Consider the following 25,121-nt stretch of genomic DNA (forward strand, 5'->3'; position numbering starts at 1 on the left):
CAATTGCGTGATGTTAATCACAAAACAGGTGGTTAAATAATGGTCTGGATAAGCGAAAAATTTACATAAATCATGGGCTACAAAATGAGATTTCTTTTATAGCCCACAAAGAGTTAGCTGATCTAAATGTGAAAGAACTTAGCCAGTGTATTCGAACAGTTCACACACTGATTTGAACAACTGTTCAGTCGTAATCGCCATCGTTGGAGTGATAAAGATAGTGTCATCACCTGCAACAACACCAAGAATACCTTCGGATTTACCCAGTGAGTCAAGCAAGCGAGCAATCAACTGCGCAGCACCAGGGCCAGTATGGATAACAACTAATGCCGCGTTATGGTCAATGTCTAGCACCAGTTCACGCAAAGAGCTGCTTACAGTCGGTACGCCTAGCTCAGCAGGAAGGCAGTAAACCATTTCCATTTTTGCATTGCGTGTGCGGACGGCGCCAAATTTAGTCAGCATGCGTGATACTTTCGATTGGTTAATGCTTTCAAATCCTTGTTGTTTGAGTGCATCAACAATCTCACCCTGTGAGCCAAAGCTCTCTTCTTTTAATAGGGCTTTGAAGGCGCGGACTAAGTTGTCTTGTTTTTCTGAATTGCGCATAGTCATTACGAATCTCTTATTACGGGTCAGCAATTTTGCATATTCTCGCATATATATTCATGCGGTGCCAAAGAGTCCCAGTATTATGTTAGTTACGTCACTGTAAACTATATACCACATGGAATTCTTTAACTATATGAAGTAGAGCTGTTTTTGTTTTCTTGAATTCCTTGTCATTTCAACAGAATAAAAGAATAATCCAAGCCCCATTTGTAGCACGGTAACAGCGAGTTGCGCGAGGTCGCAAAGCTAGCGTTAATTGATTGTAATCAAGTTGTGATTCCGATAGCTTTATTTAAGTTGGTTACAAACTACCCTACGAATACGTTTATAAGAGAAATACTCTCAAGGAGAACTACATGAAAGTAGCCGTTATTGGTGCCGCTGGTGGCATCGGTCAAGCCCTGGCCCTTCTACTTAAGAACCGTCTTCCTGCTGGTTCTGATTTAGCCCTATACGATATTGCTCCAGTAACTCCTGGTGTGGCTGCTGATCTTAGCCACATCCCGACGCCAGTTTCTATCAAAGGTTACGCGGGTGAAGATCCTACTCCAGCACTAGAAGGTGCGGATGTTGTGCTGATTTCTGCAGGTGTTGCTCGTAAGCCTGGTATGGATCGCGCGGATCTATTCAATGTAAATGCTGGTATCGTTAAGTCGCTAGCGGAGAAGATTGCGGTTGTTTGTCCGAAAGCTTGTGTTGGTATCATCACAAACCCGGTAAATACAACAGTGCCAATTGCCGCTGAAGTACTTAAAAAAGCGGGTGTTTACGATAAGCGTCGCTTGTTCGGTGTAACAACACTGGATGTTATCCGTTCAGAAACATTCGTTGCAGAGCTAAAAGACAAAGATCCAGGTGACATTCGCGTACCTGTTATCGGTGGTCACTCTGGCGTAACGATCTTACCTCTACTGTCTCAAGTGGAAGGCGTTGAGTTTACAGCTGAAGAAGTAGAAGCATTAACGAAACGTATTCAAAACGCAGGTACCGAAGTTGTAGAAGCGAAAGCGGGTGGTGGTAGTGCAACACTATCAATGGGCCAAGCTGCATGTCGCTTTGGTCTGTCTCTAGTTCGTGCTCTTCAAGGTGAAGAAGGCGTAGTTGAATGTGCATACGTTGAAGGCGACGGTGAACATGCGACTTACTTCGCACAGCCTGTGAAACTGGGTAAAGAAGGCGTAGAAGAAGTACTAAGCTACGGCAAACTCAGCGACTACGAAAAGTCTGCACTAGACGGTATGCTAGAAACACTAAATGGCGACATCAACATTGGTGTTGAATTCGCAAAGTAATCTAGAAAGCTCGAATAAGAAGAAAGCCGATCAAAATGATCGGCTTTTTTGATCTTTGGCTTCTCTGCTTCGTAAAATCACTTGATCAAAACAACGTGGTGAAGGAGAAGATGATGGAAGCAAGTCGAATCCGTAAAGGCATGGTTGTTGAGTGCCAGCAGGGCGTAGGTACGATATTGGTGGTCGACCGTGAAGCAGAGACGGTACTGTTGTCGAAACAAGGCTCTGATCAGCAGATTGCGGTTAGCTTTGATGAAATAGAAGATGACCCACAACTGCATGGCGGTAGTGACAGATATTACTAGCGCCTATCACGGCATTAGGTATCAGATACAAAAAAGGAAGAGCTTGCTCTTCCTTTTTTGTTTTAAGTCTTGCGTTATGGGTTGCTATGATTACTTCGTGCGTTGTACCGCGACATGAGCCAGAGTAATAAGCGCTTGCTTGTATTCAGATTCCGGCAATACTGATAGTTCTTCGATTGCTTTGTCTGCTTCTTCTAGTGCTTTTTGCGTCGTGTATTCCAGAGATCCGGCCTCTTTCATCACCGCGAGAATTTCTTCTAAGCGATCCATGCCATTGGCCTTCTCAATTGCTTCGCGAATCATGAGGGCATTTTCTGGCGTGGTATTACGCATAGCGTGAAGTAGAGGCAAAGTTGGCTTGCCTTCAGCCAAATCATCCCCCACATTTTTACCCATGTCTTCGCCATCAGAGGTGTAATCCATGACGTCATCAATAAGCTGAAACGCAGTACCCAAATACTTACCGTAATTTTGCATTGCGATTTCAACATGCTCAGGAGCATCGTTTAAGATTGCGCCAATTTGAGTTGCAGACTCAAATAAGCGTGCCGTCTTAGAGTAGATGACTTGCATGTAACTTTCTTCTGTCGTGTCAGGATCGTTACAGTTCATCAACTGCTGGACTTCACCTTCGGCGATCACGTTTACGGCGTTGCTCATTAGCTTAAGGATCTTCATGGATCCTAGCTCCGTCATCATTTGGAATGAGCGAGTATAGATAAAGTCCCCAACTAACACGCTAGCAGCATTGCCAAATGCAGCATTCGCAGTTGCTTTACCGCGGCGCATGTCTGATTCGTCGACCACGTCATCATGCAGCAAAGTCGCTGTATGGATGAACTCAATAAACGCAGCTGCCATTGTATGACCGTTGCCTTGGTAACCAAGTGCGCGGGCTGACAGTATCGCTAAAAGCGGTCTCAGACGTTTGCCTCCACCACTCACGATATAAAAACCGAGCTGGTTGATTAAAGAGACATCAGAATTAAGTTGGGCTTGAATTGTTTCATTCACTTTTGCCATGTCATCGGCAGTAAGCGCTTGGATAGTTTTAAAATCCATCGTATATCCGGCTGAAGTTAGACCCTGCAAGGCTTATTCGATTTATATAATTGTCGAATAATACACTAAAAAACGTTGATTAATACATTACTAAAGGGCATGATTGCCGCACTTTTCTTTGGCGATTAGCTTTTCGCCAATTTTTTCAAAATATGGCTTGTCATAGGAGCATCTATTCTGTAGAATCTGCGCCCTATTGATGATTAGTTTAGCGCACACCCTCAAGAAAGGCTGTGCGGAAAAAGCGGAGTAAAATATGTACGCTGTTTTCCAATCTGGTGGTAAACAACACCGTGTAAGCGAAGGTCAAACTCTTCGTTTAGAGAAATTAGACGTTGAAACTGGTGCAACTGTAGAATTTGATAAAGTTCTTCTTGTTGCTAACGGCGAAGACATCAAAGTTGGTGCTCCTCTTGTAGAGGGCGGCAAAATTGTTGCTGAAGTTGTACAACACGGTCGTGGCGATAAAGTTAAAATCGTTAAGTTCCGTCGTCGTAAGCACTCTCGTAAGCAACAGGGTCACCGTCAGTGGTTCACTGAAGTGAAGATCACTGGTATCAACGCTTAATCTATTAGGAGAGTTTAACAATGGCACACAAAAAAGCTGGTGGTTCTACTCGTAACGGCCGCGATTCAGAAAGCAAACGTCTAGGTGTTAAGCGTTTCGGTGGTGAATCTGTACTTGCAGGTAACATCATCGTTCGTCAACGTGGTACTAAGTTCCACGCTGGTAACAACGTAGGTATCGGTAAAGACCACACTCTATTCGCTCTTACTGAAGGTAAAGTGAAGTTCGAAGTGAAAGGTCCTAAGAACCGTAAGTTTGTAAGCATCGAAGCTGAGTAATTAGGTTTTTACCAAGTTACTTAATAGCTTTAAGCTGAATTCAAAAGCCCTGCCGAATCGGCGGGGTTTTTTATTTATGGCAGTCGACATATCGAAGTTTCTCGTTTCCACGTTATTTGTGGGCTGGGAGCTTAGATCTGTCATCTGCTAAAGTTGTCAGATGACAAAGTAGATTTAATCCACGCACGAAGTAGTCGGAGTAAAAGATGAAGTTCGTAGATGAAGCGGTAGTAAAAGTTCAGGCTGGCGACGGCGGTAGCGGCGTTGTGAGTTTCTGGCGTGAAAAATTCATCACTAAAGGTGGTCCTGATGGCGGTGATGGTGGCGACGGTGGTGATGTTTATATCCAAGCCGATGAAAACCTTAACACTCTGATTGATTATCGTTTCCAACGCTTCTACGAAGCGGAGCGTGGTGAGAATGGCCGCGGCGGTAACTGTACTGGTAAACGTGGTAAAGACATTGTTCTTCGTGTGCCTGTAGGTACGCGCGCAGTGGATATCCACACAAATGAAATCGTGGCAGAAGTTGCTGAACACGGCAAGAAAGTGATGATCGCAAAAGGCGGTTGGCACGGTCTAGGTAACACGCGTTTCAAATCTTCAGTAAACCGCGCGCCTCGTCAAAGAACGTTAGGCACAAAAGGTGAAGTACGTGAAATTCGCCTTGAACTATTGCTTCTTGCTGACGTTGGTATGCTTGGTCTACCTAATGCAGGTAAATCAACCTTTATCCGCGCAGTCTCAGCAGCAAAACCAAAAGTCGCTGATTACCCATTCACGACGTTGATCCCAAGCTTGGGCGTAGTGAGTGTCGTACCAGAGAAAAGCTTTGTTGTTGCAGACATTCCAGGTCTTATCGAAGGTGCAGCAGATGGCGCTGGTCTTGGTATTCGATTCTTGAAGCACTTAGAGCGTTGCCGAGTGTTGCTGCACATGATCGATATTATGCCAATTGATCAGTCTGATCCGGTGCAAAATGCACTGACGATCATTGATGAGCTAGAGCAATACAGTGAAAAACTGGCAAGCAAGCCACGCTGGTTAGTATTCAACAAAGTTGATTTAATGCCTGAAGAAGAAGCGAATGAGAAGATCCAAGAAATCTTAGACGCACTAGGCTGGGAAGACGAGTTCTTTAAGATCTCGGCGATCAACCGTAACGGTACTAAAGAGCTTTGTTACAAACTGGCTGACTTTATGGATAACCTACCTCGCGAAGAGGAAGAAGTGGCTGAAGAAGATAAAGTTAACTTCATGTGGGATGACTACCATAAAGATGCGATGGCGGGTAAAGACGTTATCACTGAAGATGACGACGACGATTGGGATGACTGGGACGATGAAGAAGATGACGGTCACGTTGTCTACGTTCGTGACTAATCAGAACCGTCAAACAATGCCTGTTTGCCTATAATTCATTAAGCCGCAATTATTTATTGCGGCTTTTTTTGTATCTAAATCATATTTAGATGGTGTGATTTACGGCACAATAGCCGATACGTCGTGATTTTTGAGGGCTAGTTTGGACCTCTCGCGTATGAATGAGCAACACCCTAAAAGGAATTAGACTTATTTATGACTCTAGAAACCATACCGTCTGGAGAGTTGGCGGTATCCACTCAACGATCTATTTCTCGCCTTGTTGCCCAAGCCGGGCAAATGCTACTCGCTCATGGTGCTGAAAGTACTCTGGTGAGCGATATTATGCGCCGTATTGGCCTTGCTTGTGGGGTTAATGAAGTTGCGGTTGCGCTATCAGCCAATGCACTGGTTGTAACGACAGTAATGGATGGACACTGCATCACCACCACCCGAAGTTGTGCCGATCGTGGCATTAATATGCGCGTTATTACGCAGATTCAACGTATCTGCATCATGATGGAGCGTGGGCTGCTCGATGCAACCATGGCGCAGAAAAAGCTGAACGCCATCAGTCCAGAGCGTTATAACCGCTGGTTGGTGGTGTTTATGATTGGCTTGTCATGTGCGGCATTCAGTCATCTGGCTGGTGGCGATTGGGGGGTATTTGTTATGACCTTTTTAGCATCAGCTGGTGGCATGATCGTTCGCCAAGAAATTGGTCATCGTCACTTTAATCCTTTACTGAACTTTGCAGCGACCGCCTTTGTCACCACCTTAATTTCTGCGCAAGCGGAAATCTACCAAATCGGCAATCTGCCCACCGTTGCAATGGCATCGTCGGTATTAATGCTCGTGCCGGGTTTCCCGTTGATCAACTCGGTAGCAGACATGCTGAAAGGGCACATTAACATGGGTATTGCCCGGTTTGTGATGGCCAGCTTACTGACGTTGGCGACGTGTTTGGGCATCGTTGCTGCGATGAGCGTTACTGGAATTTGGGGGTGGGCAATCTAATGAGTTTATTTGATTTGATGCTTGGCCTGCTGAATGACATGTTTTTCGCTGCGATTCCCGCAGTTGGATTTGCACTGGTTTTTAACGTGCCACAAAGAGCTTTAGTGTATTGTGCTGTTGGCGGCGCGATTGGACACGGCAGCCGTTATTTGATGATGCAGTTTGGTATTCCCATTGAATGGGCGACCTTTTTTGCCGCGACGCTAGTTGGGATGATTGGTGTTTACTGGTCTCGCCGCTTTCTCGCGCACCCAAAAGTGTTCACTGTGGCAGCTTTGATCCCGATGGTACCTGGCGTGTTTGCTTACAAAGCAATGATAGCCATGGTTGAGATCAACCATATCGGTTATTCACCTGAGCTCGTTGCAACTTGTATGGAGAACTTTCTTAAGGCCATGTTTATTATTGCAGGTTTAGCTGTTGGTCTTGCTGTTCCAGGGCTGTTATTCTATCGCCGCAGACCTATTGTATAAGGACCTAACATGATCATTAGTATGATTGCCGCGATGGCCGACAGTCGCATCATTGGCAAAGACAATCAAATGCCTTGGCATCTTCCCGCCGATTTCGCTTGGTTTAAGCGTTGTACCATGGGAAAACCGGTTGTGATGGGACGCAAAACCTATGAGTCTATTGGTCGCCCTTTACCTGGTCGCTTGAATATTGTTATCAGCCGTGATGAGACACTAAAGGTCGAAGGCGTTACTACCGTAACATCGATTGAGCAAGCTTTAGAAGTTGCTGGTGACGTGGAAGAAGTGATGATCATTGGTGGTGGTGCGATTTACGCAGCTTGCCTACCGATGGCCAATAAACTATATGTAACACACATTGAAGCCGCGATTGATGGTGATACTCAGTTCCCAGATTGGGGAGACGAGTTTAAGGAAACTTACTCAGAAACGTATCAAGCCGATGAGAAGAACGCCTACAACATGCGCTTTACTGTGTTAGAAAAGTAATTCGAGATTAAAACAGCGTATTTAATACGGTAATGCCGTTCGTATAACACCGAGCGGCCATCTCGGCCTGCCATCATCCTGAAAGCGACGGAGGGGCGTGATTCAGGATCTTCTATACGAGTACTTTGTTGTCAAAGGTATCTCTATCTACCCGCAGCGTGCGGATATTAGATTCCTAGTCTCGCTAAGGCTCGCTGGAATGACTCTACAGGAGATGTTAGGTGACAGGCATTCTCCCTACGATGGATTATCGACTATTATTCCATGTTTAACTTAACGCATCCTGAGTAAAGATTTTCTTATCGTCCCAACGGATCATGGTTAGGCTTCCGCCCCAAACACAGCCAGTATCCAGACCGATGATCTCTTCGTTTACATGGCCTTGTAGTGCAGCCCAGTGACCAAATAACACCGTTTTATTGAGGTGAACGCGCTGAGGTACATCAAACCATGGAATAAGTTCGTTACCGGAAACTTGTTGTGGTGGTAGTTTACAATCCATATCCAAACGACCATCGGGGAAACAAAAGCGCATCCGCGTAAAAGCATTGATAATATAACGGTATCGGTCCAAACCCTGTAGAGAGTCATCCCAGGAATCAGGTTGATTACTGTACATGTTTTTTAAGAGCCAAGGCAGCTCTTCACTTTGGATGATGCGTTCAACTTCGCGGGCACATTTTCTTGCGGTTTTTAGATTCCACTGCGGTGATATCCCAGCGTGACACATCACGAACTCGTCATGCTCGGCCATAAGAGGTTGCTGAGCTAGCCATGCCAATAGATCTTCTTTATCGGGTGCAGTGAAAATAGGTGCGGTTTTATCTTTGTCTTTGACCTTTTTTATCCCGTGAGCAACGGCGAGCAGGTGAAGGTCGTGATTACCAAGCACAACGGTTGCGCTTTTGCCAAGCGACTTCACAAAGCGTAACGTTTCTAGTGATTTAGGCCCTCTGGCGACCAAATCACCAGCGAGCCAAAGTTGGTCTTTTTTCGCAGAGAAAGAGACTTGTTCTAGTAGTCGCTGCAATTCATCAAAACAGCCTTGAATATCACCAACAATATAGGTAGCCACTGAATCTCCAATTTACTAATTTAAAACATTTGGAACAGCAAGACGAAAGGGTTCAATTTCGGTGATGAACTCCTGTCCTTTTTCATCCAGCATTTTGTAGTGCCCTTGCATAACGCCGACAGGGGTTTCTAACGCGGTTCCGCTACTGTACGTGTATTCATCATTGCTTGGAATAAAAGGTTGTTGACCCACCACACCATCACCTTCAACCGTCATTTGTTTGCCATTCGAGTCTGTGATTAACCAGCGACGGCTCACTAACTGCACGGTTTGTTGGCTAAGGTTTTTGATGGTGATGATATAGGCGAAAACGTAGCGTTGTAGCTCAGGATTGGACTGTTCTTCGATGTATTTGGTGTGAACTTGAATTTTGATGCAAGGTTGAATGACGTCCATGTGCACTCCTCAGAAACGTAATATCCCAATAATAATAAGCCAAACCGGCAAGGGTTTGGCTTATCGTTTGAGTTCTTAGTGCTGCGGGTTATCCGCAAGCCAGTTCGCCATTGCGACGAATTGTTCTAGCGTCAGGTTCTCTGGACGCATGCTTGGATTAACACCTAGCTCTTCTAGTACTTCTGTGCTTAACAACGATTTGTAGCAGTTACGAACTGTTTTACGACGTTGGTTAAAGCCTTCACGACAAACGCGATCCAGCAAACGCAGATCTTTCGCAGGGCATGGTAGCTCTTCATATGGCACTAAACGAACAACGGCAGAGTCCACTTTCGGTGGTGGAACGAATGCCGTTGGCGGCACTTCCAGTACTGGTACCACTTTACAGTAGTACTGAGCCATTACCGTTAAACGGCCGTAAGCTTTGCTGCCAGGGCCGGCGGCTAAGCGGTTTACCACTTCTTTTTGCAGCATAAAGTGCATGTCTTGAATGTCTTTATGGAATTCAAAAAGGTGGAACATCAATGGTGTAGAGATGTTGTACGGCAAGTTACCGAAAATGCGTAGCTTGTTGTTTGGCTTCACTAATTGAGTGAAGTCAAAACGCATAGCGTCACCCTCATGGATGGTCAACTTATCCGCCAGTTCAGGGTGAGTACGTAGGCGTTCTGCCAGATCGCGGTCTAATTCGATAACTGTGAACTTATCCACTTCACGACCTACCGGCTCAGTGATTGCACCGAGACCAGGACCGATTTCAACCAGGTTTTGACCTGGTTTTGGGTTAATCGCTGATACGATTCCATCAATAATGTATGGATCGTTCAGGAAGTTTTGACCAAAACGTTTACGCGCTTTGTGTCCTAAATGGACATCATTTCTCATTGTTTCTTCTCTACCAAATCTATCGCATGCGTGAGCGCTGTTCGGAAACTCCCTGTATCCGCTTGACCTGTCCCTGCCAGATCTAATGCAGTACCGTGATCCACCGATGTTCTAATAAAAGGTAGACCAAGAGTAATGTTTACTGAACGACCAAAGCCTTTGTATTTTAATACTGGCAACACTTGATCATGGTACATGCCTAAAACAGCATCAGCATCATTTAAATATTTTTCATTGAAAATGGTATCAGCCGGCAGAGGGCCGATCAGGTTGATACCTTTTTCTTGTCGAATTTTTTCCAGTGTCGGAGTGATGGTTTCGATCTCTTCACGACCTAAGCAGCCATCTTCGCCAGCATGAGGGTTAAGCCCGCAAACGTAGATGTTTGGTTGTGCGATAGCAAACTTTTCTACAAGGTCTTTATGAAGAATATCGATGATTTTTTCTAATCGCTCTTCGGTGACCGCTTTGGACACATACGCTAAAGGAATATGTGTTGTGACTAGCGCCACGCGTAGTCCTTCCGTTGCTAGCATCATGACGACTAGCGGCGTTTGTGACTTCTCGGCGAAAAACTCAGTATGACCACTGAATGCAACACCTGCGCGATTAATCACCCCCTTATGAACAGGGCCGGTGACAATAGCATCAAATTCATCATTCATACAGCCTAAAGCGGCTCTTTCTAGCGTTTTTAGTACATAGTGACCATTCGCTTCGTTGAGCTCGCCTGCGACCGCAGGTTCCGATATTTGGATATGATCAACGATAAGCGTGCCTGCTTTTTGTGCTTTAGGCGTTTCTTCTGGATTGTAATCAGACAGTTGGACTTCAATGCCAAGCTGCTTGGCTCTGTCCATCAGCATATTTTTATCAGCGCAGACGACAATTTGGTGTGCCCAATCTTCCTTCGATAAGGCAAGCACTAAGTCTGGGCCGATACCCGCAGGTTCCCCTGCGGTTACGACAATTCTACGAATTGTATTAGTTGTCATTGTTGTCATCCACGATTTCAACAAACGCACTTGCGCGTAGCTCTTGCATCCATGCGCCCGCTTCTTCATTAAATTTACGGTTAAATAGAATACGGTAAGCCTTATTCTTCATCGCTGAGTCAGTGCGGTCAACTTGGCGACGATCCAACACTTCAACGATATGCCAGCCGTGAACTGTTTTGAACGGTTCGCTGATTGAGCCAACAGGCAGAGTTTCTACTTGGTGTTTAAATTCTGGCACGTACAGATCTGGCGTTTGATAACCTAACTCACCGTCTTGTGCTGCCGAGCCTGGGTCTTGGCTGTACTGCGTTGCCAATTGAGCGAAAGTGGCTTCGCCAGCTTTGATGCGGCTTGCAAACTCATTCAGTTGCTTCTTCGCCCCTTCATCACTCAGAATCACGGTTGGTTTAATCAAAATATGACGCGCATTTACTTCCGTTACCGCAACCGTTTCTAGGCCTTTTACATCCTCAATTTTTAGAATGTGGAAACCGACACCACTGCGAAATGGACCAATGATGCTGCCTTTGTTTTGCATTTTGATCTGATCGGCAAAGATGGTTGGCATCTCTTCTTTACGCATCCAACCCCAGTCGCCACCTTGTAAAGCTTTAGGACCTTTTGAGTAGGTGTAGGCCATCTCCGTAAAGTCTGCACCTTCGTTAAGCTTTTTCGCCAGCGCTTTTGCTTCTGCTTCTACAGCAGACTTTTCTTTGTCGTCAGAGAAGCGCAGTTGAATGTGTCCAATTTTGTATTGAACGGTCGCATTGGTTTCTTGTGATAGTTGCTCAGCAAGGCTGTCGACTTCTGCTGGAAGGATATTAATACGGCGACGAACCAGTGCATTACGGGCTTCTGAAGCGGCGATTTCCTTACGAATTTGTTCGCGGAATTCTGGGTAACTCAAGCCTTCACTTTCTACAGAAGCGGCGAGTTGTTCTACAGATTGTTCATTATTACGTGCGATCTCCGCAATCGCTTGGTTTAAGCGGTTATCGTCAATACGAACACCGATACGGTCTGCTTCTTGGCCTTGCAACGTGTCAATAATCAGCTTTTCAACAACTTGTTCTTTTAACACGCTAGCAGAAGGTAAGCTCTTTCCGCTTTGACGTGCGTTGGCTTGCAGCGTTTTCATCGCTGTTTCGATGTCGCTTTGTAGAATTACACCGTCGTTCACGATGACCGCAACCTTATCGATCTCTACTGGTGCTGCAACCGCTCCGCAAGAGAGTAGGGTTGTGAATAAGATTGATTTCCAAATTTTCATTTAAAATTCCGTCAGTATTTTTTGAATAGGCGTCTTATTCATTTAAGACGCCTATTTCGATTAATTGTTCAGATAGAATGGGCGGCCGTACTTAATCGCGTTGTCAGAACCGTCCAGTTCTTTGACTGCAGTATCTTCACGCTGATTGGTCGCAAAGCCTTGAATACCGAAGTTAACGCTAAAGTTATTTTCGTATTCAGGTGATGCGCCAGTGCTGCCGATAGCTTGGTCTTCCCAACCAAGCAATTGGTTTGAGTAAGTGACGCCAATGTACCAACAGTCAGACTGGTAACGCAGGCTTGCTAGCCATTCTAGAGAGTTGTTTTCGTTCAAGTCGTAATAGTATTGCCCACTTGCAGACCAGTTCGGGTTGAACTCATAGCCCGTTACAATACCTGCTTGGGAAATTCCATCTCGAGTAATTAAGTCTACATTTTTGAGAGTTATAGTATCTTCGATGTATTCACGCGTGACGTAACGATAGTTACCCTGAATAAAGCCACCGTTAAATTGGTACTCTAAGGTGCTGTTCGCCAACTGCATGGAGCTCAAATCGATATCGTATTGAATCCCACCGTGATAGAACAAGTAATCGTTGTAGTTGAAATCAGCTTCAATCGCCCATGATGAGTAGTTGGTGGTCTCATCCGGAAGATTTTGGCTGTTGCTCAGTTTGGTCTTTTTATCGAAGTAGTAAATCTGACCAAATGAAACGTTAAGACGCTCTTTATAGTCATCATCAAAGAAGCGCGTACTTGCACCGTAGCTTAACTGGTTCGCAGAGGCGATTTTATCAATGCCACTGTACTTACGACTGCGGAATAGCCCGTAGTAGTCGGTTTGTAGCAAGGTGGTATCGTAGTTGTAGATGTTGGTTTGATCTTCTTCAGGTACGTACAAGTACTGCAGCTGAGGCTCCAGTGTTTGGGTGTAGCCCTTGATCCAGCTTGTATCTCGCTCTAAGTAAAGTTGCGCATGCGTACGGAACTCAGGAATAACACGAGAAACTTCATCATCCAACTGGTTTTGCAAGTTTACATCAGTCAAACCCGTTAAGTCTTGAGAGTAATACGTAGAGAGCACACGCGCTTCTGTTGTCCACGTTGCCCATGAGTTTGAGAGTGGTAATGTAAGCCCTGGTTCAATGTGAACACGGGTCGCATTTGGTCGCGCAGCATCGCTGGTATCGAAGCGGCTCACTTGGCTCTTCACGTCAAAGTTAAGGTAGTCTCCCCACAACGGCGTGTAGTAGTTCAAGTCTAACTGAGGAAGCAGGCGATAAGGGCGGTTCTCTTCTTTCAATAAGATTTGGAAGTCACGAACGGTTAACGAGGCATCCCAGAAGTCAGAACGATATTGTACTTGTCCTTCTTGAACCAGTTGACCATCTTCACGGTTACCAATGTCGGAGTCGAGATCGAGGAAGTAATCAATATCACTCACTTTTGAGTAATCGACTTTGACTATCCACTGTTTATTGATGATACCGTCGTGTTTAACTTGGTAGCCCCAACGAGACTCGTCTTGATATTTGCGATCACTATTGAGGTATTCGCCTTTGATTTCTCCACTTCCCCAACCATCTGTTAGGTAGCGGAAATCAGTATCGAGTTTTGTACCACGTTGCTGCATATAGAGCGTGGTGAGTGTCATGTCATATTGAGGCGCGATGTTCCAATAGAATGGCACCTCGACTTCCATACCATCACTAGAACCGTACGATAAAGAAGGGAAGAGGAAACCCGTTTTACGCGTATCTCCAATTGGCATGGTTAGATACGGCACATAGAAAACAGGCACATCTAACACTTCAAATCGAGGGTGGTGCAGCGTCGCTGTCTCTTCATCTTGGTCAACATCGATGCCTGACGCAACCAATCGCCATGAATTATCGCCTTGAGGGCACGATGTGATAGAGCCGTCTTCGAGTTCATAAACCGACTGACCTGTGCGGGCGATATAGGCTGCAGTGCCTCGGCCTTGTTGGCAAAGGAACTGATAATCGGTGTTCTCAAGTGAAAACGTATCTTGATTAATGTCGTTAGTAACACGATCAGATCGAGCTTTGACTTGGCCGTCATTGAAAGTCACGTTGCCTTCGGCAACCACGACGTTGTCTTGTTGGTGCAGCGTTACGCTATCTGCGGTAATTTTCTTCTGGCCTTGGGTGACTTGTACATTACCTGAGTACTGAGCTTTGTCACCATTGATGGCTTGCAGGGTGTCAGCTTCTACCACTACTGGGGTATTAAGAGCGTCCTCCTCGCCACTTGTATCGACCAAACATTGATCTGTGGCGGGCATTTCCTGCACACTATCATGGATATTCGCTTCAGCTTGAGTGGTGGGTACAAACAAGGCGGTGCTGATAGAGGCCGCTAAAAATGTGCGGGAGAAATGTTGCATTGAATTGAACTTTCCTGTGTCACTACTACTCGATGGCTATAGGGCTTGTTGTACCCTAGCGTAATAGCCAAATGAATCAACTATAGTCGCATTTATCCCAGCGTATTGATTCACTGTGGCATAATGACGACAAAATAGCTGCAAAGATAAGCAGGCGAAATGGCCTAGCCGAAATAAAACTAATTCCATTATCATAAAGGAAATCGTTGCATCCGGCACTATAAGACCGCCGTCGTCGATAAAAATTCATTGATAGAGAACACATAATGCATATTTTTGGCAAAATTCTGGGTGCCTTTTTTGGCTTGTTACTTGGCGGGCCGCTAGGTTTACTCTTTGGCTTATTTATTGGCCATCAATTCGATAAAGCACGTCGCTTGAGTCAAGCCGGGTTCTCTACTGGCGGCTTTGGAAAAGGGCCAAGTCAAGCTCAGCGCCAAGAAGAGTTTTTTAAAGCGGCGTTTGCGGTAATGGGACATGTGGCAAAAGCGAAAGGCCAAGTCACCAAAGAGGAAATCCAACTGGCTTCAGCCATGATGGACCGCATGAATTTGCATGGCGAACAGCGTCGCGCAGCGCAAGACGCGTTTCGTGAAGGTAAAGACAGCGACTTTCCGTTAGAAGATGTTCTTGTTCGTGTGAAAATTTCGACAGCTGGTCGCTTTGACTTGTTGCAATTTTTCTTAGAGCTGCAAATCTCGGCGGCCTTTGCAGATGGCTCGATCCACCCGAGTGAACGAAATGTACTACACAAGATTGCACGTGGTTTGGGTTTCTCTTCTGAGCAATTAGAGCGTCGTTTGCAAATGCAAGAAGCCGCATTTCGTTTCCAAAGCCAGGGCGGTTTTCATGGTCAGCATCAAGGCCAATCTTCAGGTGGTAGCTGGCAACAAGCTTCACAAGCGGATCAGTTGGCCGACGCGTACAAAATTCTGGATGTGTCTTCAGATGCAGACAGTAAAACCGTTAAGCGTGCTTATCGTAAACTGATGAACGAGCATCACCCGGACAAATTGATGGCTAAAGGCTTACCACCAGAGATGATGAACGTCGCGAAAGAGAAATCTCAAGAGATTCAAAACGCTTACGATCTTATTAAGAAGGTTAAAGGCTTTAAGTAGTCGGACGTTTTCTATCAAACATTTGGATGTAAAAAAGGGCACTCAGTGCCCTTTTTTTTCATGTCTTAGTCTTTGAGTTGCCGGTGTCTTTAGCTTTTGGCCTATTATGTCCCTAATGCTAATTGACCTCACATCCCCCAGTTTAGTTGGCTTGATTCAAGTCCCAATCGTATTCGTATTTCACTTTGCCAGAGAAGTTTTTGTATTGCGGTGCGTACTTTGCGATGTGTTTGAAGATTTGTTTTTCTCCACCAAAGTCCGTTGCAAACCAATCATAAATAGAAGACAGCTGTGCCGTGTTACCTTGGATAGATACGCCTTTGCTGCTGTTGATAAATGTTTTGGCGGCACTATCCAGTAGAGCTTGCGTGTTGTCAGCAGTGAATGCTTGAGATTGCAGATTAGGGCATCCTAGGCTGGCACAGTTAACCGCGTAATGCGTTCTTGGGTCATTCCAAATTGGACGCAAAATTCGATGTTCAATATCGTTTAAAGTTAGATCCTTCCCATTGACCACGACCACATCGTCTCCCCAAGGACCAAAGCTAAATAAACCACCTAGCTTGGTGATTGATTCGACTGGATAGTTATCCAAAATAAGATCTACCGTGATGGCGTTGTAAAGGTTTACCCAATAGGCATATTGCTCTGCTTGGTTGTATTGTAGAGGGTCTAGTTTTGCCAAACGCTGGATGTATTGTTTCAGCTTAGTTTTATCGACAGAGGAGACTTGGCTATAACGAAACAAGGTATTCTCGCCTTGTTCAACTAAATAAGTATCGAGCAGTTGTTGCCATTCTTGATGAGAAATTTGGGTTTGGTTGGCTTGATTCGATTGTTTCCAATATGGCCATAAGTCGGATTTAGGCGCGGACAATGTCGAGAAAGAAACCAGAGCACACAACAGCAATAACAGACGCTTCATAGAGATACCTTTGAATGAGATATTGTTGATAGTGTAGACCAGTTTAGTGCTTGTTTTCTTTCAGTAATCAGTGGCCTTTATTCGCTGTCATTCCGAGGAGCATAAGCGATATCAGGAATCTAATACCCACAAACTCTTGAGTAAAGACAGTATGAATCTGTACAGTGCGCTCTGGTAGTCGATCCTGAATCACGCTCCTTCGTCGCTGTTCAGGATGACGAATTTCAACAGAGGCGTTCGGTATTCTGTAAGCAAAGCGATATGAGATCAGTCACCCAAAACAAATCAAGGGCCGACAATTGCCAGCCCTTGATTTGTGTATTTACTAACGCGTCTTAACGCAAGAAGCTTGGAATATTCGCTTCGTACTCAGCAATCTTATCTTCGTGTTGAAGGGTTAGGCCAATGTTGTCCAAACCGTTTAGCAAGCAATGACGACGGAACGAATCGATTTCAAAACCATATTCTTTGCCGTTGGCACGAACGACATTCGCTTCTAGGTCGACCTCGACTTCTGCACCTTCATTTGCCTCAACAAACTGGAAGATTTCATCCACTTCTTGTTCAGTCAAACGAACTGGCACCATTTGGTTGTTGATCGAGTTGCCGTAAAAAATATCGGCAAAGCTTGGTGCGATCATCGCTTTGATGCCGTAATCCGCTAGTGCCCACGGTGCGTGCTCACGAGATGAGCCACAGCCGAAGTTTTCACGAGCCAGCAAGATAGACGCGCCTTGGTAGCGAGGTGCGTTCATCACGAACTCTGGATTTGGCTGTTCGCCAGCATCGTCTAGGAAGCGCCAGTCATGGAATAGGTGCTTACCAAACCCTAGGCGGGAGACCTTTTGTAGGAACTGCTTTGGAATGATGGCATCAGTATCAACGTTCGCTGCATCTAGAGGAACAACTAAGCCTGTGTGTTGTTTAAAGCCTGACATTGGTTTGCTCCTTAGTCTAGTTCACGAATATCTACAAAGTGACCAGCAATTGCTGCTGCCGCTGCCATCGCAGGGCTCACTAGGTGGGTACGGCCATCACGACCTTGGCGGCCTTCAAAGTTACGGTTTGAAGTAGACGCACAACGTTCATGTGGGCCCAAACGGTCATTGTTCATTGCTAGACACATCGAGCAACCTGGTAGGCGCCACTCAAAGCCCGCTTCTTTAAAGATAACGTCCAAGCCTTCCGCTTCTGCTTGCGCTTTTACTTGCTCAGAGCCAGGAACGATCAGCGCTTGAACGTGAGGCGCGACTTTGCGACCTTTCGCTACTTCAGCGGCTGCGCGCATGTCTTCGATACGTGAGTTAGTACAAGAACCAACGAAGACTTTATCGACGTTGTAATCAGACAATGACTTGCCCGCTTCTAGACCCATGTAAGCCAATGCTTTTTCTGCCGAGGCTTTTTCTACTGGGTCCGCAAAGCTCTCTGGTGCTGGGATCGGCTGGTCTACCGCGATTACTTGACCTGGGTTTGTGCCCCAAGTGACTTGTGGTTTGATGTCTGCACCGTTCAGCGTTACTACGGCATCAAACTGAGCATCATCGTCAGTTTTTAACGTCTTCCAGTATTCTACTGCTGCATCAAAGTCCGCACCTTGAGGGGAGAATTTACGGCCTTTAATGTATTCGAATGTGGTTTCATCTGGTGCAATCAAACCGGCTTTTGCACCTAACTCAATCGCCATATTACATACGGTCATACGACCTTCCATTGAAAGGTCAGTGATCGCTTCACCACAGAATTCAACTACGTAACCGGTACCGCCTGCTGCTGTGGTTTCACCGATGATTGCTAGCACAATGTCTTTCGCAGTAATGCCCGGAGCTACTTTGCCTTTCACTTCGATCTTCATCGTTTTAGCGCGCGCTTGTTTTAGCGTTTGAGTCGCTAATACGTGCTCAACTTCAGATGTACCAATACCAAAAGCTAGCGAGCCGAATGCACCGTGTGTAGCAGTGTGTGAGTCACCACAAACAATGGTCATGCCCGGTAGGGTAATACCAAGCTCTGGGCCCATAACATGCACAATACCTTGGTATTTGTGGTTGATGTCGTAAAGCGTAACGCCAAACTCTTCACAGTTTTTCGATAGCGTTTCCATCTGGATACGAGCCATCTCACCCGATGCGTTGATGTCTTTGGTGGTTGTCGAAACGTTGTGGTCCATGGTGGCAAAAGTTTTGCTGACCTGACGCACTTTACGACCTTTTTCACGCAAGCCGTCAAATGCTTGCGGAGACGTCACTTCATGTACCAAGTGACGGTCGATGTACAAGATTGGGTTTTCCCCTTCTGCTGCGACGGCAACGTGTGCGTCGTAGACTTTTTCGTATAATGTTTTGCCCATTGTTTGCTTCCTTTCCTCGTTATCCTTGTTGCTTTGTTTTAGCACCAATGACTTAGAGGTAAGTCATTGGTGGATAGAGGATTTAGTATTTATTATGAATCTGTTTTGTATTAAGAGTTTAAGATGTACTCAGCGATCTTATCGCCCATCTCAGACGTCGAAAGTGCAGGGTTGTCACCAGCAAGGTCACCCGTTAGCTCACCCGCTGATAGTGCTTTTGAAACTGCCGTTTCGATGTCTTGTGCCGCTGTTTCCTCACCTAGGCTATAACGCAGCATCAGTGCAGCAGATAGGATTTGTGCCACAGGGTTAGCGATGTTCTTACCTGCGATATCTGGTGCACTGCCGCCTGCTGGCTCGTACAGACCGAATTTGCTTTCGTTTAGACTTGCTGATGGCAACATACCCATAGAGCCTGTGATCATCGCGCATTCATCAGAAATGATGTCGCCGAAGATGTTTGAACACAGCATTACGTCGAACTGAGCAGGGTCTTTGATAAGCTGCATAGTCGCGTTATCAATGTACATGTGTGACAACTCGACATCTGGGTAGTCTTTTGCGATTTCTTCGACTACTTCACGCCATAAGATAGAGCTTTGTAGAACGTTCGCTTTGTCGATAGAGCACACTTTCTTGCGACGTAGACGAGCAGACTCAAAAGCGATTTTTGCAATACGTTCGATCTCAAAGCGGTGGTACACCTCAGTATCAAATGCTTTTTCTGTTGCGCCTTCACCTTCACGACCTTTCGGTTGGCCGAAGTAGATACCACCCGTCAGTTCACGGACTACCACGATGTCAAAGCCGCGACCCGAGATGTCTGCACGTAGCGGTGAGAAAGCTTCAAGACCTGAGTGAATTTGCGCTGGACGTAAGTTACAGAACAGTTGGAAGTGTTTGCGTAGTGGAAGTAGGGCACCGCGTTCAGGTTGGTCGTTTGGTGGTAAGTGCTCCCACTTAGGGCCGCCAACCGAGCCGAATAGGACTGCATCAGACTCTTCACATGCTTTTATTGTGCTCTCTGGAAGTGGACAACCGTGATTGTCGATCGCGATACCACCTACATCATGCTCGTCACGCTCAAACGCAATACCATGTTTCTTTTCGATTGCATCCAATACTTTATGTGCCTGCGCCATTACTTCCGGGCCAATGCCGTCACCGGGTAGGACGGCAATTTTGTACGATTTGTCTGTCATGTTAATCCTTTAAGTTTTCTAATTTTGAGCTTAATTATTTCAACGAGCGTGTTCTTTCCTGAGCCGTGTAGCCCGGTTGTTATTACACAGTCGCAATCTTTTTCTGCTTCATTTCTTCGATTTTATCTGCACGATGAATGCTGTTAATAACGTGCAATAATGCTTGGCCGGAAGCCTCAACGATGTCGGTGGAAACACCCGTACCGTGGTATTTGCGACCTTTGTAGTTGGCAATGATGTCTGCTTGACCCAAACCATCTTCACCTTCACCTTTCGCGGTTAGGTCGAATTTATCCAGAACGATGTCGTAGCCTGTCACGCGGTAGATACATTGGTATAGCGCATCAACTGGGCCATTACCGACCGCTGCTTCACACATTTCTTCATCACCGCATTGCATTTTGATGCTGGTGGTAGCCATTACGCTGCCAGACTGCACGCTTAGGTAGCTCAATTTGTAGAAGTCATCTTCTTCACGCAAGTTCGAGAAGTGCATTAGGGCTTCTAGGTCGTAATCGAACACTTGGCCTTTGCGGTCAGCAAGTTTCAAGAAATCCGCATACAGTGCGTCTAGGTTGTACTCGTCTTCGTTGTAACCCATGGTGTCCATATGGCTCTTCACGGCAGCGCGACCGCTGCGGCTGGTTAGGTTCAGAGCTTGGTTTTTTAGGCCAATAGACTCAGGGGTCATGATTTCGTAGGTATTCTTATTCTTCAACATGCCATCTTGGTGGATGCCTGAAGAGTGGCTAAACGCATTTGCACCCACAATTGCTTTGTTGCTTTGAATAGGCATATTGCATAGCTGGCTAACCAACTTACTGGTGCGGTGAATTTCATCATGCTTAATGCCAGTGTGAACGCCCAAAAACTCTTGACGAGTCTTGATGATCATTGCGATCTCTTCAAGTGAACAGTTACCCGCTCGCTCTCCAATGCCATTGATCGTGCCTTCTATCTGACGTGCGCCAGCTTGAACGGCGGCAATAGAGTTGGCAACTGACATCCCCAAATCGTCGTGACAGTGAACGGAGATGATCGCTTTATCAATGTTCGGAACGCGGTTAAATAGAGTTTCAATAATCCCACCAAACTCACTTGGTACGGTGTAGCCAACGGTATCTGGAATGTTGATTGTACTCGCACCTGCATTGATGGCGGCTTCTACCATGCGACATAGGTTGTCGATTGGAGTACGACCAGCATCTTCACAAGAAAACTCGACATCATCAGTGTAGTTACGTGCATGTTTAACGGCGTTGACTGCCATTTCTAGTACATCGTCGTAGCTGCGGCGTAGTTTGTCTTCTACGTGAATGGTGGAAGTGGCTAAAAACGTGTGGATACGGAATTGGTCAGCCACTTTTAATGCTTCAGCGGCAGCATCAATGTCTTTCGCAACGGCACGCGAAAGGGCACAAACTCGACTGTTTTTTATGTTTTTTGCAATGGTTTGTACCGACTCGAAATCACCAGGTGAAGAGATTGGGAAGCCAGCTTCGATAACATCAACGCCGAGTCTTTCCAGCGCATAGGCAATTTGCAGTTTTTCTTTAACCGTCAAGCTTGCTGACAACGCTTGCTCGCCATCACGCAATGTGGTGTCGAATATAATGACCTGATCGTTCATGTTTGCTTCCTTCCTGATTTCTGCACTTTCGTGCAAGTTAATCGTTTACTTCCAGTATTTAGATATAAAAAAACCCGCATTCTCATGCGGGTTCTTAGAAATTGGTGTGGTTATTTTTCTTCCACAGCCTACCCGCGCGAACTGGTCACGATCAGGAGGAGGCTAAGCAGAATAGAAAAATGAGCTGACATAGTTGTTAAGCTTTCCACATAATTAAGTTAACAAATTAGTACCGCACTCCATGAAGCGCGTCAACCCTAAAGTCGATTTTTTATTCATATCGGATGAGTCTTTTCATTTACTCGAGAAAAATGATGCGCTAAGTGAAACTGCATGGTGCGATAGAAACGTGCTAGAAGAGGCAAGTTGTCATCAAGTTTGCGACGTTTCATTACCAAAACAAACATTGGGATTGCGACTTGTCACACAAAGGCCCGAATTGTTTGGCAAAAGTTTTGAATGACCATTTATAGTAGTGCAGTTGCACTAGGTAAAAAGAAGGGTTAAGGAATAATGAGGTTAGCAAAACAATTTGGACGTTCAGCCGCAGTATTTACTCTGGTCAGCTTATCGGGTTGTCAGCTGTTTCAATCTCAAACCTATATGGCCGAGATTTCCCCTGTTGCTATTAATGATCACTCTCAGAGTGTCATGGTGATTAATGATCAAATGGATCGATTCTTGAGCTACGAGGGACGTGAGTCGTTTTTGAATCAAATGCTCGTTGCTCTTGAGTCGGACAGTCGAGATAAATTTAAAGGCAAAGATCCGGAAACCTATTCGTGGTGGAAGATCCGAGTGCAACCTAGTGAGAAACAACAAGCGGAAGTCTTCCGACCAACAGCTGACGGTGTGGATACCTCAAACCCCGTTGAGTTTATGGATGTCTCCTATCGCTCTAAGACCACATTAAACCTGCGATCCAAGCCGAGCCTAGAAGGAGAAAAGCTTGGCGTGTTATCGAAAGGGGAAGTTTTTAATGTGTTGGCAAAAGTGGTGGATCAACCTTGGTTTCTCGTTGAACAGACAGGAGTGATAAAAGGTTATGTCCATAAGGATTATGCGCGCAGCAATGTGATAAATCGTGACATTTTATCTACACAGCCTAACCCTTTACTAGAGCCTAACTCGAGTAAAACGGAGCAAACGAGTATAGAGCATGAACTGTCGGGAAACTATACTTGCCGCTCACTGAGCTATGAGCTTACAAAAGATGGCGACATGACGACGGGCTCTTTGCGCGCCTGCCGCAAGAAGAGAAAAGTCTGGTATATAGACACCCCTCAACCGCAACCATCAAACCCTTCTTAATGTTCTATTTTTATGGTTATGCCCAATAGATAAATTGTTGGGCACACCTTAATTTGGCCTTTGTCATTAATTGTCCAAACTCCCGTCATGCTGTTGTCACCTAAACCTCCTACTTTTCACACAAAGGCGTTGTCAAAGTAAGGAAAGGTCACATGCGAACCATAGAGACAATTACACAGCCAATTGCAACCATTGCTAAGTTTGATTTAGCGCTCTCTAGTGTTTGTCTTAAGCACCGTTTTAATCAACAAGTCGCCAATATCAGCAAAGGAGTCTCCCACAGTGGTGACGGTCATCTTTACTTGGTGTTGGGTTTATTAGCTTGGTATTTAGATAAGGAGCAAGGAGTCTGGTTTTTACTGGCGGGTTTACTTGCTTTTGCTATCGAGCTACCAATTTATTGGACGCTGAAAAATAGTTTTAAGCGTCGTCGCCCTGAAGAACTCAGTGCACTCCTTCCTGCTTTTATTACCCCCTCTGATCGCTACAGTCTTCCTTCAGGACACACTGCCGCTGCGTTTGTCATGGCGACGCTGATTGACCATTTCTATCCGAGCCTAGGCGTTGCTGCATTCTTTTGGGCAAGTTTAATCGGAACCGCGCGAATCTTATTGGGTGTGCACTTTTTTACCGATGTCATCATTGGTGCACTGCTTGGCAGTCTTTGTGGTGGATTAGCGATTGCGATGCTGGGAGGCTAATTGATGAAAATCTTATACGGTGTTCAAGGTACAGGAAACGGACATATTGCGCGTGCGAGGGCGATGAGTCATGCGTTTAAAGAGCACGATGTTGAGGTCGATTTTTTGTTTTCTGGACGAGCGCCTGAAAAGTACTTTTCAATGGAAGCGTTTGGTGATTATCAGACTCGCCGAGGCTTCACCTTTATCACTGAAAAAGGTTCAGTGAACTATGCGAAAACAGCATTGAGTAACAATTTGGTGCAATTTTGCAAAGAAGTTAAACAGCTTGATTTGTCGTCCTATGATCTCGTGCTCAATGATTTCGAGCCTGTTACGGCATGGGCGGCAAAACAACAAAATAAGCCGTCGATTGGTATCAGTCACCAAAATGCTTTCCGTTATCCAGTGCCGTTAAAGGGAGCGAGTTGGTTAGACAAATCCGTCATTGAATACTTTGCGCCTTCTCAACACCACCTTGGTTTGCATTGGCATCATTTTGATCAACCTTTGCTACCACCGATAGTGCATACCGTCGATAGCCAAGCGGAAAATGACGATTTTGTTTTGATTTACCTACCGTTCGAATCCATTGAAGACATCTCGGATTTGCTGTTCCATTTTAACCAGCAAGCGTTCATCTGTTATCACCCCGATGTGATCGAATGTGAGCAAGTGGAAAACATAGAATTACGCCCTTTATGCCACAGCAACTTTCAGCATCATTTGCATCGCTGTAGTGGTGTCATTGCTAATGGTGGGTTTGAGCTTCCTTCAGAAGCCTTGTCTTTGGGGAAAAAATTGTTACTAAAGCCACTCGCGGGTCAATTCGAGCAGCAGAGCAATGTTGCGACCTTAGAAGACTTAGGGCTTGCGATGTCGATGGAGAGCTTAGACATTTCCGCAGTACGCCAGTGGCTAAAGGAGCAACAAGCCGAAAGTGTGAAATACCCAGATGTTGCTCAGGCTATTGTTCATTGGGTATTGCAAGGTGCATGGGATTCAAAAGCAGAGTTATCGAGACAGCTGTGGGAGCAGGTTGATTTTCCAAGTTACGTGTCGAACATTTAAGTACGTTGTTCTAAGTACATAGTTCCTTCCATTTTTGACACGATTTTGTTGCAGCCTTTCTGTTTGTAAGGCTGCATTTTTATTCTTCCTCTCTCATTTCTATTCAGTGTGTATTTGCTGATAATTTGACTGATAAGTGCAAAATTCAATCAGAGATATAGTCGTCATATGTTGTTCTTATCCCAACCAATAACTGAGCTAAATGCATGCTTGTGTTAACCACCTGTCCTATCAATTTGCTAAATACGTCCTCAAAGAATGCATTTTTACGTGTTTTATAGTTTTTTATGTTTTTATTAAGTTTTTGTTATTTAACAAATAAATACCTAATTGGCTAAAATTTA

Annotated in this window: 25 protein-coding genes; 12 read left to right on the plus strand and 13 right to left on the minus strand. The window is 45.4% G+C overall.

Going from position 1 to position 25,121, the window contains the following annotated elements; translation table 11 throughout:
- Window positions 1–138 precede the first annotated feature (138 nt).
- Window positions 139–609, minus strand: coding sequence for a transcriptional regulator ArgR (argR, locus tag CAG69_RS14440; RefSeq protein ID WP_031780246.1), 471 nt, complete (start codon window positions 607–609; stop codon window positions 139–141).
- A 359-nt stretch (window positions 610–968) separates the two neighbouring features.
- Between argR and mdh the strand changes: the two genes are divergently transcribed.
- Window positions 969–1,904, plus strand: coding sequence for a malate dehydrogenase (mdh, locus tag CAG69_RS14445; protein WP_005392300.1), 936 nt, complete (start codon window positions 969–971; stop codon window positions 1,902–1,904).
- Between the two features lie 113 nt (window positions 1,905–2,017).
- Window positions 2,018–2,209 carry a hypothetical protein gene (locus tag CAG69_RS14450; RefSeq protein WP_005392299.1) on the plus strand — a complete coding sequence of 64 codons (192 nt, stop codon included), beginning with the start codon at window positions 2,018–2,020 and terminating at the stop codon, window positions 2,207–2,209.
- A gap of 90 nt (window positions 2,210–2,299) precedes the next feature.
- On the opposite strand, the gene ispB is transcribed toward CAG69_RS14450, so the two are convergent.
- Entirely contained in the window at window positions 2,300–3,271 is a 972-nt protein-coding gene (gene ispB, locus CAG69_RS14455) for an octaprenyl diphosphate synthase (protein ID WP_161444834.1), read from the minus strand.
- Window positions 3,272–3,527: 256 nt separating this feature from the next.
- On the opposite strand from ispB, the gene rplU reads away from it, so the two are divergent.
- The 6 genes from rplU to folA all read left to right on the plus strand — a co-directional run bounded on the left by rplU (window position 3,528) and on the right by folA (window position 7,457).
- The gene (gene rplU / locus CAG69_RS14460) at window positions 3,528–3,839 is read left to right on the plus strand and encodes a 50S ribosomal protein L21 (RefSeq protein WP_005383096.1); all 312 of its coding nucleotides are present in this window, start codon (window positions 3,528–3,530) and stop codon (window positions 3,837–3,839) included.
- Between the two features lie 20 nt (window positions 3,840–3,859).
- Window positions 3,860–4,117: a 50S ribosomal protein L27 gene (rpmA, locus tag CAG69_RS14465; protein ID WP_005383095.1), complete on the plus strand. Its 258-nt coding sequence runs from the start codon at window positions 3,860–3,862 to the stop codon at window positions 4,115–4,117.
- Between the two features lie 206 nt (window positions 4,118–4,323).
- Entirely contained in the window at window positions 4,324–5,499 is a 1,176-nt protein-coding gene (gene cgtA / locus CAG69_RS14470) for an Obg family GTPase CgtA (protein ID WP_109168750.1), read from the plus strand.
- A gap of 195 nt (window positions 5,500–5,694) precedes the next feature.
- Window positions 5,695–6,495 (plus strand): threonine/serine exporter family protein, encoded by an 801-nt coding sequence (locus CAG69_RS14475; RefSeq protein WP_005392296.1) that lies wholly within the window; start codon window positions 5,695–5,697, stop codon window positions 6,493–6,495.
- Complete coding sequence (locus tag CAG69_RS14480; protein ID WP_005392295.1) at window positions 6,495–6,968, plus strand: threonine/serine exporter family protein; 474 nt, start codon at window positions 6,495–6,497, stop codon at window positions 6,966–6,968. The genes CAG69_RS14475 and CAG69_RS14480 overlap by 1 nt, the downstream gene beginning before the upstream one ends.
- A 9-nt stretch (window positions 6,969–6,977) precedes the next feature.
- Entirely contained in the window at window positions 6,978–7,457 is a 480-nt protein-coding gene (gene folA / locus CAG69_RS14485; RefSeq protein ID WP_161444836.1) for a type 3 dihydrofolate reductase, read from the plus strand.
- Window positions 7,458–7,725: 268 nt separating this feature from the next.
- Here the strand turns inward: folA and CAG69_RS14490 are convergent, their stop codons facing one another.
- The 6 genes from CAG69_RS14490 to lptD all read right to left on the minus strand — a co-directional run bounded on the left by CAG69_RS14490 (window position 7,726) and on the right by lptD (window position 14,487).
- Complete coding sequence (locus tag CAG69_RS14490; RefSeq protein ID WP_161444838.1) at window positions 7,726–8,532, minus strand: symmetrical bis(5'-nucleosyl)-tetraphosphatase; 807 nt, start codon at window positions 8,530–8,532, stop codon at window positions 7,726–7,728.
- A gap of 15 nt (window positions 8,533–8,547) precedes the next feature.
- Window positions 8,548–8,928: a Co2+/Mg2+ efflux protein ApaG gene (apaG, locus tag CAG69_RS14495; protein WP_005379668.1), complete on the minus strand. Its 381-nt coding sequence runs from the start codon at window positions 8,926–8,928 to the stop codon at window positions 8,548–8,550.
- Between the two features lie 75 nt (window positions 8,929–9,003).
- On the minus strand, window positions 9,004–9,813 hold the full coding sequence (gene rsmA, locus CAG69_RS14500) for a 16S rRNA (adenine(1518)-N(6)/adenine(1519)-N(6))-dimethyltransferase RsmA (RefSeq protein WP_005379669.1): 810 nt from the start codon (window positions 9,811–9,813) through the stop codon (window positions 9,004–9,006).
- On the minus strand, window positions 9,810–10,808 hold the full coding sequence (gene pdxA, locus CAG69_RS14505) for a 4-hydroxythreonine-4-phosphate dehydrogenase PdxA (protein ID WP_161444840.1): 999 nt from the start codon (window positions 10,806–10,808) through the stop codon (window positions 9,810–9,812). Before pdxA ends, rsmA begins: the two co-directional genes overlap by 4 nt.
- Window positions 10,798–12,081, minus strand: a complete 1,284-nt coding sequence (gene surA / locus CAG69_RS14510; protein ID WP_161444842.1) for a peptidylprolyl isomerase SurA — start codon at window positions 12,079–12,081, stop codon at window positions 10,798–10,800. Before surA ends, pdxA begins: the two co-directional genes overlap by 11 nt.
- Before the next feature lie 60 nt (window positions 12,082–12,141).
- The gene (lptD, locus tag CAG69_RS14515; protein WP_161444844.1) at window positions 12,142–14,487 is read right to left on the minus strand and encodes an LPS assembly protein LptD; all 2,346 of its coding nucleotides are present in this window, start codon (window positions 14,485–14,487) and stop codon (window positions 12,142–12,144) included.
- Between the two features lie 266 nt (window positions 14,488–14,753).
- On the opposite strand from lptD, the gene djlA reads away from it, so the two are divergent.
- Window positions 14,754–15,608, plus strand: a complete 855-nt coding sequence (gene djlA / locus CAG69_RS14520; RefSeq protein ID WP_005383076.1) for a co-chaperone DjlA — start codon at window positions 14,754–14,756, stop codon at window positions 15,606–15,608.
- A gap of 142 nt (window positions 15,609–15,750) precedes the next feature.
- On the opposite strand, the gene CAG69_RS14525 is transcribed toward djlA, so the two are convergent.
- The 5 genes from CAG69_RS14525 to leuA form a co-directional block, all read right to left on the minus strand.
- A complete protein-coding gene (locus CAG69_RS14525; protein ID WP_005383074.1) occupies window positions 15,751–16,533 on the minus strand; it encodes a DUF547 domain-containing protein in 783 nt (260 codons plus the stop codon).
- A 335-nt stretch (window positions 16,534–16,868) separates the two neighbouring features.
- Window positions 16,869–17,471, minus strand: a complete 603-nt coding sequence (gene leuD, locus CAG69_RS14530; protein WP_005383071.1) for a 3-isopropylmalate dehydratase small subunit — start codon at window positions 17,469–17,471, stop codon at window positions 16,869–16,871.
- Window positions 17,472–17,482: 11 nt separating this feature from the next.
- The gene (gene leuC, locus CAG69_RS14535; RefSeq protein ID WP_025768372.1) at window positions 17,483–18,883 is read right to left on the minus strand and encodes a 3-isopropylmalate dehydratase large subunit; all 1,401 of its coding nucleotides are present in this window, start codon (window positions 18,881–18,883) and stop codon (window positions 17,483–17,485) included.
- Between the two features lie 110 nt (window positions 18,884–18,993).
- A complete protein-coding gene (gene leuB, locus CAG69_RS14540; protein WP_005383068.1) occupies window positions 18,994–20,085 on the minus strand; it encodes a 3-isopropylmalate dehydrogenase in 1,092 nt (363 codons plus the stop codon).
- Between the two features lie 82 nt (window positions 20,086–20,167).
- Window positions 20,168–21,715, minus strand: a complete 1,548-nt coding sequence (leuA, locus tag CAG69_RS14545; RefSeq protein ID WP_005379685.1) for a 2-isopropylmalate synthase — start codon at window positions 21,713–21,715, stop codon at window positions 20,168–20,170.
- A gap of 513 nt (window positions 21,716–22,228) precedes the next feature.
- On the opposite strand from leuA, the gene CAG69_RS14550 reads away from it, so the two are divergent.
- The 3 genes from CAG69_RS14550 (at window position 22,229) to CAG69_RS14560 (ending at window position 24,777) form a co-directional block, all read left to right on the plus strand.
- Complete coding sequence (locus CAG69_RS14550) at window positions 22,229–23,026, plus strand: SH3 domain-containing protein (RefSeq protein WP_161444846.1); 798 nt, start codon at window positions 22,229–22,231, stop codon at window positions 23,024–23,026.
- A gap of 152 nt (window positions 23,027–23,178) precedes the next feature.
- Window positions 23,179–23,727, plus strand: a complete 549-nt coding sequence (locus CAG69_RS14555) for a phosphatase PAP2 family protein (RefSeq protein WP_005379690.1) — start codon at window positions 23,179–23,181, stop codon at window positions 23,725–23,727.
- A gap of 3 nt (window positions 23,728–23,730) precedes the next feature.
- Window positions 23,731–24,777 carry an MJ1255/VC2487 family glycosyltransferase gene (locus tag CAG69_RS14560; protein WP_161444848.1) on the plus strand — a complete coding sequence of 349 codons (1,047 nt, stop codon included), beginning with the start codon at window positions 23,731–23,733 and terminating at the stop codon, window positions 24,775–24,777.
- Window positions 24,778–25,121 lie beyond the last annotated feature (344 nt).

The organism is Vibrio sp. V43_P6S15P86 (assembly GCF_009904725.1).
Lineage (GTDB): Bacteria > Pseudomonadota > Gammaproteobacteria > Enterobacterales > Vibrionaceae > Vibrio > Vibrio diabolicus.